The organism is Actinomycetota bacterium, from assembly GCA_016700055.1.
Lineage (GTDB): Bacteria > Actinomycetota > Acidimicrobiia > Acidimicrobiales > Ilumatobacteraceae > Kalu-18.
The window spans coordinates 181,807-194,018 of sequence record CP064997.1; the positions used below are offsets into that span (position 1 = coordinate 181,807).

A 12,212-nucleotide genomic window follows, 5' to 3' on the forward strand; every position below is an offset into this window, starting at 1 on the left:
CCGTCACGACACGCCCCGCGACTTGGCGCGCAACCGGTGAAAGGCCCGGTCGCGCCACCACAGCGCGACGACGAGCATGAACGCCTCGCTGATGATGTGATGCGTCAGCTTCGATTGCCCGAGCGTGCGGTCGCGGAACGTGATCGGGATCTCGACGATCCTGCCTCCCGCTCTCACCAGCCGATGGGTCATCTCCACCTGGAAGCCGTAGCCCTCCGCGGTGACGGTGCCGTACCCGAGGCGGGCGAGTGCATCGGCGGAGTAGGCCCTGAACCCCGATGTGGCGTCGTTGACCGCGAGTCCGAGCATCGCGGCCGCGTACCGGTTACCCCAGCGCGACAGCCAGCGCCGCAGCGGCGGCCAGTCGACGATCTCGCCGCCGGGCACATATCGGCTGCCGAGGGCGGCGTCGGCGCCGTGTTCGACGGCGGCCACCAGCGCGTGGAGCATGCCCGGGTCGTGGGACAGGTCCGCGTCCATCTGCACGCAGATCTCGGCGCCGTTGCGGAGCGCGTGGGCGAAGCCGTCGCGGTAGGCCGCGCCGAGCCCGCGCTTACCCCGCCGGGTGAGGACCTCGATCCGACCGAGCGCCTCGGCCGTCTTGCGGGCGATGTCCCCGGTGCCGTCGGGGCTGTCGTCGTCGACCACCAGCACGTCGGCTTCGGGGAGCCGCTCCCGCACCCCGCGCAGCACGGACTCGACGTTCGCCGCCTCGTCGAAGGTGGGGATCACCACAGTCGTGCGCACCGCCGGGAGCCTACGATCTCGCCCGATGCCCCAGACCAGCTCCGCATCCGCTTCCGAGCGACCGCTGTCGGCGCTGCCCTCCCCTGCCGCGCGGGCACTCGCCTTCGTGGCCATCTGCGTCGCCGGTCTGGCCGGGGGCGTGATCGGGTACGCCTTGGTCGACCTGCAATGCAGCGGCGACTGCGCCGTCGCACTCGGGCTCGGCACCCTCGCCGGGGCGGTCGCCGCGGCCGGCGGGACAGCCGTCGTCGCCGTGCTCGTGCTGCGGGCCCTCGGCGAGTGGCGTGAGATCCAGGACCCCAGATGACGACGACGGAGAGCCCCTCGAGCGGGGCGGACGAGCGTGGCGACGAGGCCTCCGAGTTGCTCCAGCTGGCCGCGCGCCTGGCCCGCGAGGCCGGCACCCTCGTGCGCGAGGGACGGGCGCACGGTCTGGTGGAGCCCCAGACGAAGTCGAGCGTGACCGACATGGTCACCGAGTTCGACGTCCGTGCCGAGCGGCTCATCGTCACCGGCATCCTCGCCCGGCGCCCGGCCGACGGTGTGATCGGCGAAGAGGGCACCGACCGCCACGGCACGAGCGGCATCCGCTGGCTCGTCGACCCGATCGACGGGACGACGAACTACTGGTACGGACTCGCCGGGTACGCGGTGTCGATCGCCGCCGTCGACGAGCTGGGAGCGCTCGTCGGGGCAGTCCACCTACCCGCGACCGACGAGCTGTTCACGGCCCGGCGCGGCCACGGCGCCCGTCTCGACGGAAACACGCTGCACCCCTCGCCGACACCGACCCTTGCCGGCGCACTCGTCGGCACCGGCTTCAGCTACGTCCCCGAACGTCGCGTCCGCCAGGCCCGCCGCCTGGCCGACCTCATCGGCCGGGTGCGCGACGTGCGCCGCTTCGGCGCCGCCGCCGCCGACCTCTGCTACGTCGCCGCGGGGCGCCTCGACGTCTACTTCGAGGAGTACCTGAACCCGTGGGACATGGCAGCCGGCGAGCTGATCGCCCGTGAGGCCGGCTGCCGTACGGGCAACTTCGCCGGTGGTGTCGCCCGGCCCGAAGAAGTGCTCGTGACGGCGCCTCAGCTCTTCGAACCGATGGTTGCCCTACTGGCCGAGACCGCACCCTCTGGCTGACCCCGCGCGCCCTCCGTGGGGCTCTGCACGACAGGTCACCCCCGGTTGGGGCATCATTGCGTCCGTGGGTACCCGCATCTTGACCGTCGAGGACGACGAGCGCATTCGCACAGCCGTGAAGCTCGCCCTCGAAGACGAGGGATGGACGGTCGACGAAGCGGCGAGTGGCGAAGAGGCGATCGCCACCTTCAACATGCATCCGGCCGACGTCGTGCTGATCGACATCATGCTGCCCGGCATCGACGGTTTCGAGCTCTGCCGGTCGCTGCGGCGCACGAGCGACGTCCCCGTCGTGATGGTCACCGCGCGCGCCGACACCCACGACGTCGTCGCCGGCCTCGAAGCGGGCGCCGACGACTACCTCACCAAACCGTTCGCCCCGAAGGAGCTGTCGGCCCGCATCAGGGCGCTGCTGCGCCGCGTGCGCCCCTCGCACCCGCTGCACCCGCGTCTCGTGTTCGGCGACCTCGAGATCGTGCCCGACGAGGGCAAGGTGATGCTCGGTGGCACCGAGGTGCACCTCACGAAGACCGAGTTCCGCCTGCTCGTCGAGCTGGCTCAGCAGCCCGGGCGGGTGTTCAGCCGGGAGATGCTGCTCGACAAGGTGTGGGGCTACGGCTACTTCGGCGACGGCCGCCTGGTCGACGTGCACGTGCGGCGACTGCGCACCAAGGTCGAGGCCGATCCGGCCAACCCGCGTCACGTGGTGACGGTCCGAGGGCTCGGGTACCGGCTCCAGGCGTGACCGCCGCCACTGCCCCGCCGGAGCCGCTGGCGGCCACCGGGTGGCGGGGGCGCATCCAGGCTGGCCTGGCGAAGCTGCGCCCCGGCCCGTGGTCGCTGCGGACTCGCATCCTTTCCGCCTTCGGGCTCGGGGCGCTCGCGCTCTCCGCGTTCTTGACGGTGGCCACCTACAACTTCACCAAGTCGAGCCTGCTCGACCAGCGCGAGTCGGCGAGCGTCGAGCAGGCGACGAGCAACGCGCGGCGCATGCTCGCCGACCTGCGGTCGGATCCGGCGAGCGTGCAGACGCTGCTCGATCGCCTGGCAGCCGAACGCCCGCTGGTGAACTACCGCGACACGTGGACCGCCGGTGACGCACGCTTCGGGCGAACCGAGCTGCCCCAAGCGCTGCACGACCGTGTGGTCCTCGACCGCGTCTCGGCCAAGCAGCTCGTGACGATCGAGGGCGAACCGATGCTCGTCGTCGGCATCCCCCTGCCCGAGGTGGACGCCGCCTACTTCGAGTTCGCGTCCTACGCCGACGTGCGCGACACGCTCGGCAGCGTGTGGATCGCGCTGCTGATCGCGTCTGCGATCAGCACCCTGCTCGGGGTCGTCCTCGGAGCCGTGTCTGCCAGCCGCGCGGTGCGCCCCCTCAGCGTCGCCTCCCAGGCCGCCAAGGCGATGGCCGGCGGTCGCCTCGACACGCGCCTCGAACCGAGCGACGATCCCGACCTGCGAGTGCTGACCGACTCGTTCAACGAGATGGCCGCCGCGCTGCAGGAGCGGGTCGAGCGCGACGCCCGCTTCGCCTCCGACGTCAGCCACGAGCTGCGCTCACCGCTCATGACGCTCTCCGCCTCGGTCGAGGTGATGCAGGCACGGCGCGAGGAGATGCCCGAGCGCGCGCAGGCGGCCCTCGACCTGCTCGTCGGCGACGTCTCGCGCTTTCAGGGTCTCGTCGAGGACCTGCTCGAGATCTCCCGCTTCGACGCCGGCGCGGTGCGCCTCAACCTCGACGAGTTGCTGGTCGGCGAGTTCGTGCGCCAGGCGGTCGCCGTCAGCAGCCTGCCGAACACACCGGTGTCGATCGACGAGCGGGCCAGCTCGCTGATGATCAGGGGCGACCGGCGGCGCCTCGCCCGGGTGGTGGCGAACCTGATCGACAACGGCCGGATCCACGGCGGCGGCGAGCTCGAGGTCACCGTCGCCCCTTCGATCGAAGCCGACGACGAGCCGATCGGCCAGGTGCAGATCGTCGTCGAAGACCACGGCCAAGGCGTCGCCCCCGAGGATCGCTCGCTGGTGTTCGAGCGCTTCGCCAGAGGTGGGGTGGCCGGGCGCAGGGCGGGATCCGAGGGAGTCGGGCTCGGGCTCGCCCTCGTCGCCGAGCACGTCCGCCTGCACGGTGGCAGGGCGTGGGTCGAGGACCGAGCCGACGGAGAGCCCGGAGCGCGATTCGTGATCGAGCTGCCCACGGAGGAGCTCTAGTGCCCGGGCGGCGCGGCGTTGCCGCGGTCGTGGCGCTCGCGTTACTCCTCGCCGGTTGCGGCATCGAGCCCGACTCCGCCCCCCGCGACCTCACCCCCGACGAGCAGGACGGCTCGGGCGACCTCGGCGGAGCCGACGGCGACGCGCAAGAGGGTTCGGGCACGCGCGTCTACCTGATCGACGCCGGCGCTCCCGGGCAAGCGGCGGTGCTGCGCGCCGTCGGCCGCGACGTGAGGCCGACGCCGACGGAAGCGCTGCTGGCGTTGCTCGACGGGCCGAGCGACGGCGAGCAGGAACAGCGGCTGAGCACGGCGATCCCCGAGGGCACCGTGCTCCACTCGGCCAGGTTCTCCCCCCGCCCCACCCTCGTCGTCGACCTCTCCGAGCGCATCTTCGAGGCGACGGGCGACGTGTTGGTCGACGCCGTCGCCCAGGTGGTGTTCACCGCGAGTGAGCTCGAAGACGTCGAACGGGTGGAGCTGCTGGTCGAGGGCAAGCGCAACGAGTGGCCACGCGGCGACGGCACCCTCGTCGGCGAGCCGCTGACGGTGTTCGACTTCCCCGGCCGGGCGGCGTCGACCCAACCCGACTTCCCCGCGGTTCTCCCGGGCAATTCGGACTGACCTCGCTAGCCTCGGGGGGTCCATGGGCGAGCGCATCGGGGTGCTGACGAGCGGTGGCGATGCCCCTGGGATGAACGCCGCGCTCCGCGCCGTCGTGCGCACCGCCGTCAACCGCAGGGCCGAGGTCTTCGCCATCTTCGAAGGCTTCCAGGGCATGGTCGACGGAGGCGACGAGATCCGTCGAATGGACTGGGCCGACGTCGGCGGCATCCTTCACGCCGGCGGCACGATGATCGGAACCGCCCGCTCCGACGAGTTCCGCACCCGGAAGGGTCGCCTGGCCGCGGTGCGCAACCTGATCGACCACGGCATCGACCGGCTCGTGGTCATCGGCGGTGACGGCAGCCTTACCGGGGCGAACCTGCTGCACCAGGAGTGGTCCGGCCTGATCGACGAGCTGATCGCCGGCGGCGAGCTCGACTCCGACGCCGGCAAGCGGCACCCCCGCCTCCACGTCGTCGGGCTCGTCGGTTCGATCGACAACGACATGGTCGGTGTCGACATGACCATCGGCGCCGACACCGCCCTGCACCGCATCGTCGAGGCGATCGACGCCATCTCCAGCACGGCCGCCAGCCACCAGCGAACGTTCGTCGTCGAGGTCATGGGGCGCCGCTGCGGGTACCTTGCCCTGCGCGGGGCCATCGCCGGTGGCGCCGACTGGCTGTTCATCCCCGAGGACCCGCCCGAGCCGGGATGGGAGGATCGCCTCTGCGCGTCTCTCCGGGAAGGCCGCGACGCGGGCCGGCGCGACAGCATCGTCGTCATCGCCGAGGGCGCCATCGATCGCGCGGGAGCGCCGATCACCAGCGACTACGTGCGCGATCTGCTCACCGAACGCCTCGGCGAGGACACCCGCGTCACCGTGCTCGGCCACGTCCAGCGCGGCGGTGCACCATCGGCCTTCGACAGGTACATGAGCACCGTGCTCGGTCACGCCGCGGTAGACGAACTGCTCACCGCTCACGACGACAGCGAGCCGCTCGTCATCGGCCTGCGCAGCAACCGGATCACGCGCACCCCGCTCACGGCGGCGGTCGAGGCCACCGTCGCCGTCAACGACGCCCTGAAGCGCGGTGACTACGCCACCGCCCTGTCCGGGCGCGGAGCGAGCTTTCGCGAATCCCTCGACGCCCTCGACACGCTCGTCAAGGTGCCCCCGGCCGAACGCGTCTTGCCGAGCCGCCAGCTGCGCATCGCCGTGCTCCATGCCGGCGGGCTGGCCCCGGGGATGAACACCGCCACCCGGGTGGCGGTGCGCTTCGGCCTCGACCGCGGGCACACGATGCTCGGCATCCACGACGGCTTCAACGGTCTCGTCGACGGCGAGGTCCGCGAGATGGAGTGGCGCAGCGTCAGCTCGTGGGCCACCCAAGGTGGGGCGAACCTCGGCGTCAGCCGGCGTGAGCTGAGCGGCAAGGACCTGTACGCGATCGCGCGCACGATTGAGCGCGAGCGCATCGACGCGCTGGTGATGATCGGGGGCTGGTCGGGATACCAGGCGCTGCACCGCATCGTCGGCGAACGCGCCAACTTCCCGGCGTTCGAGATGCCGATCGTCGCCATTCCGGCCTCCATCGACAACAACCTGCCCGGCACCGAGATCAGCGTCGGCTCGGACACCGCGCTGAACTCGATCGTCGGCGCCGTCGACAAGATCAAACAGTCAGCGGTCGCCGCGGGCAGGTGCTTCGTGGTCGAGGTGATGGGCCGCTACTGCGGCTACCTGGCGTTGATGAGCGGGCTCGCCACCGGCGCCGAGCGGGTGTACATGCACGAGGAGGGGATCACCCTCGACACCCTGCGCGACGAGCTGGACCACATGATCGCCGAGTTCGGTGCCGGCAAGCGTCTGAACCTGGTGATCCGCAGCGAGGCCGCGAACCCGATCTACACGACTGCGTTCATCAGCTCGTTGTTCGAGGAGGAGGGCGGACACCTCTTCGACGTCCGCCAGGCGGTGCTCGGTCACCAGCAACAAGGCGGTGACCCCTCGCCGTTCGACCGCATGCTCGCCACCCGCCTCGCGATGCACGCCATCGACCACGTCGTCGAGGGCGGGTCTCCGGACGCGGCATGCATCGGCCTGGCCGGTGGGCAGCTCACGTTCAGCGCCCTCGCCGACATCGATCGGGTCACCGACGAGCGCTTCCAGCGCCCGACGGAGCAATGGTGGATGGACCTGCGCCCCGTCGCCTTGACGATGGCGCGCCGCGACCTCGGCGACGTCACGTCCACGACCACGACCAACACGACCACGACGATTACGACCAACACGACCACGAACCCGAACACGGGTCGGACAAAGGAGCAATGATGCGCATCGGCATCCTCACCGGAGGAGGCGACGTCCCCGGGCTGAACCCCTGCATCAAGGCCGTCGTCGAGCACGCCGCCGACCAGGGCTGGGACGTGCTCGGCATCCGCAAGGGGTGGGCCGGGCTGCTGCACTACGACAAGGCGCAGGACGAGGCGTCGCGCAAGGAGTGGGTCGAGCCGCTGACGCCGGCGAGCGTGCGCACCATCGACCGCTACGGCGGCACCCACCTGCACACCTCGCGCACGAACCCCCAGAAGGTGCGCGTCGGCGACATCCCGGCGTTCTTGGTCGACCGCTTCCCGGCCGGCGACGAGCCGAAGGTCGACTGCACCGCGCACGTGCTCGAAGTGCTCACCGACCTCGGCGTCGACGCGGTGATCCCGATCGGCGGCGACGACACGTTGTCGTTCGCGGTGCGCCTCCACGAAGAAGGCGTCCCCGTCGTCGGCGTGCCGAAGACGATGGACAACGACGTGCACGGCACCGACTACTGCATCGGCTTTAGCACCGCGGTCACCCGCAGCGTCGACTACATCAACGCGCTGCGCACCCCGGCCGGAAGCCACGAGCGCATCGCCGTCGTCGAGCTGTTCGGCCGCAACAGCGGCGAGACGGCGCTGATCGCCGCGTACCTCGCCGACGCGGACCGCGCGCTGATCAGCGAGGTGCCCTTCGACATCGAGCGCTTGGCGAAGATGGTCGTCGAGGACCGTCGCGCCAATCCGAGCAACTACGCGGTCGTCGCGGTCTCCGAGGGAGCATCGATGATCGGCGGCCAGATCCACGAGTACGGCCAGGAGGACGCGTTCGGGCATCGCAAGCTCGGCGGCATCGGTCAGACCGTCGGCCAGGCATTGAAAGACCTCACCGGCATCGACATCGTCAACCAGCAGCTCGCCTACCTGATGCGCTCCGGAGCACCCGACTCGCTCGACCGGATGGTCGCCACCTCCTACGGCAGCCTGGCCATCCAGCAGTTGAAGCGCCAGCAGACGGGCGTGATGGTCGCGCTGCAGAAGGGCACGTACACCACCGTGCCGATCGAGACGTGCGTGTCCGGCGTCAAGCGCGTAGACGTCGACGAGCTGTACGACGCCGACGAGTACCGTCCCCGGGTGCACCAAGCGCTCGGCAAGCCGATGTTCCTCTACTGACCGGAGGGTCGCGTGGGTTCGGAACCGTTCGTCGTCGCCATCGATGCCGGCACCACGGGAGTGCGCAGCCGGGCGGTGTTCACCGACGACCGTCCGCCGGTGGCCTCGTACCGCGAGTTTCCCCAGTACTTCCCCGAGCCCGGGCGGGTGGAGCACGACGCCGACGAGATCTGGCAGGCGGTGCGCGCCACGCTCGACGAGGTGGTCGCCCAGGTGGGCACGCCGAGCGCGATCGGCATCACCAACCAGCGCGAGACCGTCGTCGCGTGGGACCGCGCCACCGGTCGGCCGTACGGCAGGGCGATCGTCTGGCAGGACCGTCGCACGGCGGGCATGTGCGACGCGCTTCGCGCCGGGGGGCATCTCGAGCTCGTGCGCGAGCGGACGGGGCTGGTGCTCGACCCGTACTTCTCGGGCACGAAGATGGCCTGGCTGCTGTCCGAAGGTGTCCCGGCCGGGCCCCAACTCGCGCTCGGGACGATCGACTCGTGGGTGCTCTGGAACCTGACCGGCGGCGAGGTCTTCGCCACCGACCCGAGCAACGCCAGCCGGACGATGCTCTACGACATCGGCGCGCTCGATTGGAGCGCGGAGCTGGCCGACCTGCTCGATGTCCCCCTCGACGCCCTGCCCGAGGTGCGCCCGTCGAGCGGGCGCTTCGGCATCACCTCCGATCGCTGCGGGGCGCCCGCCGGCATCCCGGTGTCGGGCATCGCCGGCGACCAGCAGGCGGCGCTCTTCGGCCAGGCGTGCTTCCAGCCGGGGACGGCGAAGAACACGTACGGCACGGGCAGCTTCGTGCTGATGAACGTCGGTGCGACATGCCCGCGCCCGAGTGAGGGGATGCTCACCACGGTCGCGTGGACCCTCGCCGACGGAACCACCGCGTACGCGCTCGAAGGCGCGATCTTCGTCACGGGTGCCGCGGTGCAGTGGCTGCGTGACGGCCTCGGGCTGATCGCGACCGCGAACGAGATCGGCCCCCTGGCGGCGACGGTCCCCGACACCGGCGGGGTGTACCTCGTGCCGGCGTTCACCGGCCTCGGCAGCCCCTGGTGGGACCCGTACGCGCGCGGCACCATCGTCGGCATCACCCGCGGCACCACACGCGCCCACCTCGCGCGAGCCGTCATCGAGGCGATGGCGTATCAGACCCGAGACGCCGTCGACGCGATGGTGGCGGCATCGGGCACCCGGCTGAACGAGCTGCGCGTCGACGGTGGCGCCTCGGCGATGGACCTGCTGCTCCAGCTCCAGGCCGACCAGCTCGGCGTCGTCGTTCGCCGCCCCGCCGACCACGAGACCACCGCGCTCGGCGCGGCGTTCCTGGCCGGACTCGCCGAAGGTGTCTGGCCGTCGCTCGACGCGGTCGGCGCTCGGTGGCAGCTCGACGTCGAGTGCTTCCCAGCCGACGACCGCAGTGCCGCCGACTCCCTCCACGCCGAGTGGTTGCGGGCGGTGGGGCGCTCGCGCGCCTGGGTCCCGCCCGACGCCGGCTGAACCCCGGCGCGACTCAGCCGGCCAGGCCGTCGGTGATCCGACCGAGCAGCTCCACCTGCTGGCGCTCCTTGCCCCGGAACGCGCGCTGGGGCCGTCCGGCGGCCACGGCGGCACCACGGCGCGGCATGTGCGTCCACACGACGTCGGGCGGGGTGTGGGCACCGACGTCGCCGGGCGACAGGTGGGCGATGCCGTCGAGGAAGGCGAGCAACCACCCGAGGTCGGGTGCTTCGCCGAAGTGGGACACCACCGTGCACGGATCGAACCCGACCGCAATCGCCCACTCGGCCTCGAGCAGCTCGACGATCTCGCGGCACAGCAGCTCGAGGCGGCGATCGGGGTGCTCGCCGACGAGCTGAGCGGCGATGCCGAGCGCCATCACCCCGTGCTCGGCGGGTTCTGCCGTCACCAGGCGGACGTTCTCCACGGCCACGTCGTCGACCTGGCCGATCTCGGCCACGAGCAGGTCGAGCAGGTCTTCCGACGGCAGCGCGACGACGAGGTCATCGACTGCCCGGCCGGCACCGCGCTCGAGGATCTCGATACCCACCACGTCGCCGCGCACCCCCCCGATGCGGCTGGCCACCTGCCCGAGCGCGCCCGGACGGTCCGGCAACCACACTCGCACGACGTAGACCGGCACGGCGGCGAACCTACCGCCGCCTCGTTGCCGCAGGGGTCACCTGCGCGTGAAGTCCGTGTGAAGTGCGCTGCGGGCGCCTCAGGCGAGCTTGGGCAGGCCGCGCTTCAGGTTGCGCACGCCCTGGGCGATGCGCTGCTCGTTCTCGATCAGCGCGAACCGCACGAAGCCCTCGCCGCCGGGGCCGAAGCCCACGCCCGGAGAGAGGGCGACCTCGCACTCGCGGACCACCGTCGAGCAGAACTCGACCGAATCCATCTCGGCGTAGGGCTCGGGGATGGAGGCCCACACGAACATCGACCCCTGGGGCTTCGGGATCTCCCACCCGATCCGGGTCAGCCCGTCGATGAGCGCGTCACGACGGGCCTCGTAGATGGCGCACACCTCGGCGGGGTACTCGGGGGCTTCGTTCATCGTGACCGTCGCCGCGATCTGGATCGGCTGGAAGGCGCCGTAGTCGAGGTAGCTCTTCAGCTTCACGAGCGCCTGCACGACCTCGGCGTTGCCGACCATGAACGCGCAGCGCCAGCCGGCCATGGAGAAGCTCTTCGTCAGCGAGTAAAGCTCGACCGCGCATTCCTTCGCGCCCTCGGCCTGCAGGATGGAAGGCGGCTTGTAGCCGTCGAAGCCCATGTCGGCGTAGGCGAAGTCGTGGACGACGACCATCTCCCGCTCGCGACAGAAGTCGACGACGCGCTGCATGAACGCGAGGTCGACGACCGAGCCCGTCGGGTTGTGCGGGAACGAGATGACGAGCACCCTCGGCTTGGGCCAGCCGATGTCGTAGGCGGTGGTGAGGCTGTCGAGGAAGTCGCCGGCGAAGTCGGACTGCACGCGGGGGTCGGCGAGGCCGCGCATCGGCACCTGGCGCAGGTCGGCGCCCGCGAACAGCGGCCCGTAGATGTGGATCGGGTAGCTGGGGCTCGGCACGATCGCCGCGTCGCCGCGGTCGAGCAGCACCCACATCAGGTGGCTGAAGCCCTCCTTCGAGCCGATCGTGTTCGTGATCTCGAGCTCGGGGTCGAGCTGGACGCCCCAGTTGCGCAGGTACAGGTCGGCGACGGCCTCACGCAGCTTGGGCAGACCGCGGCTGAGCGAATAGCGGTGGTTGCGGGAGATGCGCGCGGCCTCGCCCAGCTTGTCGACGGCGATCGCCGGTGAGGGTATGTCCGGGTTGCCAAAGCCGAGGTCGATCACGTCGACGCCTGCCCGGCGCGCCTCGATCTTCAGGTTGTTGATGATCGTGAACACGTAGGGCGGCAGGTTCGTGATTCGCCGGAAATCCATAGGGCCTCGACGCTAGTGGCTCCTTGCGGCAGCCGAGCAGGCGGTTCGGTGTGTCACGATGCGCCCATGTCTGTGACGCCCCGCGAAGGATGCATCCACGTCGTCATCGAGATCCCGCGGGGCAGCCGCAACAAGTACGAGATCGACCACGACACGGGTCGGATCTTCCTCGACAGGCGGCTGTTCACCGCCACCACGTACCCGGCCGACTACGGGTTCGTCCCCGACACCCTCGCCGGCGACGGCGACCCGCTCGACGCGCTCGTCCTGCTGGAAGACCCGACGTTTCCCGGCGTGTGGGTGGAGGCGAGACCGGTCGGGTTGATGTGGATGCAGGACGAGGCCGGTCCCGACGCCAAGCTCATCTGCGTACCTCCTGGTGAGCCCCGCTGGAAGGGTGTGGAAGACCTGAAGGACCTGCCCGACGAGCTGCTCGAGGAGATCAAGCACTTCTTCGACGTGTATAAGGCGTTGGAGCCCGGCAAGTACTCCGCCACCGCCGGATTCGAGGGTCGCAAGGCGGCGTGGCGCGAGATCGAGGCCGCACGCGCGAACCACAGCGCCGGCCACGCACCCGCCACCGGCTGAGC

12 protein-coding genes are annotated in these 12,212 nt (G+C 70.7%); 9 read left to right on the plus strand and 3 right to left on the minus strand.

Features of this window, described 5'->3' with window-relative positions; genetic code table 11:
* Window positions 1-3 precede the first annotated feature (3 nt).
* Complete coding sequence (locus IPM43_00930; GenBank protein ID QQS24993.1) at window positions 4-861, minus strand: polyprenol monophosphomannose synthase; 858 nt, start codon at window positions 859-861, stop codon at window positions 4-6.
* Between IPM43_00930 and IPM43_00935 the strand changes: the two genes are divergently transcribed.
* The 8 genes from IPM43_00935 to glpK are packed head-to-tail and all read left to right on the plus strand — an operon-like array spanning window position 773 to window position 9,695.
* Window positions 773-1,054 (plus strand): hypothetical protein, encoded by a 282-nt coding sequence (locus IPM43_00935; GenBank protein QQS26509.1) that lies wholly within the window; start codon window positions 773-775, stop codon window positions 1,052-1,054. The genes IPM43_00930 and IPM43_00935 overlap by 89 nt on opposite strands.
* Complete coding sequence (locus IPM43_00940; protein ID QQS24994.1) at window positions 1,051-1,884, plus strand: inositol monophosphatase; 834 nt, start codon at window positions 1,051-1,053, stop codon at window positions 1,882-1,884. Before IPM43_00935 ends, IPM43_00940 begins: the two co-directional genes overlap by 4 nt.
* A gap of 52 nt (window positions 1,885-1,936) precedes the next feature.
* Window positions 1,937-2,629, plus strand: a complete 693-nt coding sequence (locus IPM43_00945) for a response regulator transcription factor (GenBank protein ID QQS26281.1) — start codon at window positions 1,937-1,939, stop codon at window positions 2,627-2,629.
* Window positions 2,626-4,098 (plus strand): HAMP domain-containing histidine kinase, encoded by a 1,473-nt coding sequence (locus IPM43_00950; GenBank protein ID QQS24995.1) that lies wholly within the window; start codon window positions 2,626-2,628, stop codon window positions 4,096-4,098. Before IPM43_00945 ends, IPM43_00950 begins: the two co-directional genes overlap by 4 nt.
* Window positions 4,098-4,721, plus strand: a complete 624-nt coding sequence (locus tag IPM43_00955; GenBank protein QQS24996.1) for a GerMN domain-containing protein — start codon at window positions 4,098-4,100, stop codon at window positions 4,719-4,721. Before IPM43_00950 ends, IPM43_00955 begins: the two co-directional genes overlap by 1 nt.
* Before the next feature lie 22 nt (window positions 4,722-4,743).
* Window positions 4,744-7,038, plus strand: a complete 2,295-nt coding sequence (locus IPM43_00960) for a 6-phosphofructokinase (protein QQS24997.1) — start codon at window positions 4,744-4,746, stop codon at window positions 7,036-7,038.
* On the plus strand, window positions 7,038-8,195 hold the full coding sequence (locus tag IPM43_00965; protein ID QQS24998.1) for an ATP-dependent 6-phosphofructokinase: 1,158 nt from the start codon (window positions 7,038-7,040) through the stop codon (window positions 8,193-8,195). Before IPM43_00960 ends, IPM43_00965 begins: the two co-directional genes overlap by 1 nt.
* A gap of 12 nt (window positions 8,196-8,207) precedes the next feature.
* Entirely contained in the window at window positions 8,208-9,695 is a 1,488-nt protein-coding gene (glpK, locus tag IPM43_00970) for a glycerol kinase GlpK (GenBank protein QQS24999.1), read from the plus strand.
* A 13-nt stretch (window positions 9,696-9,708) separates the two neighbouring features.
* On the opposite strand, the gene IPM43_00975 is transcribed toward glpK, so the two are convergent.
* Both IPM43_00975 and IPM43_00980 read right to left on the minus strand, forming a co-directional pair.
* The gene (locus IPM43_00975; GenBank protein QQS25000.1) at window positions 9,709-10,338 is read right to left on the minus strand and encodes a hypothetical protein; all 630 of its coding nucleotides are present in this window, start codon (window positions 10,336-10,338) and stop codon (window positions 9,709-9,711) included.
* A 78-nt stretch (window positions 10,339-10,416) separates the two neighbouring features.
* A complete protein-coding gene (locus IPM43_00980) occupies window positions 10,417-11,622 on the minus strand; it encodes an aminotransferase class I/II-fold pyridoxal phosphate-dependent enzyme (protein ID QQS25001.1) in 1,206 nt (401 codons plus the stop codon).
* A 66-nt stretch (window positions 11,623-11,688) separates the two neighbouring features.
* Here IPM43_00980 and IPM43_00985 point away from each other — a divergent pair, with 66 nt between their 5' ends.
* Window positions 11,689-12,210 carry an inorganic diphosphatase gene (locus IPM43_00985; protein ID QQS25002.1) on the plus strand — a complete coding sequence of 174 codons (522 nt, stop codon included), beginning with the start codon at window positions 11,689-11,691 and terminating at the stop codon, window positions 12,208-12,210.
* Window positions 12,211-12,212 lie beyond the last annotated feature (2 nt).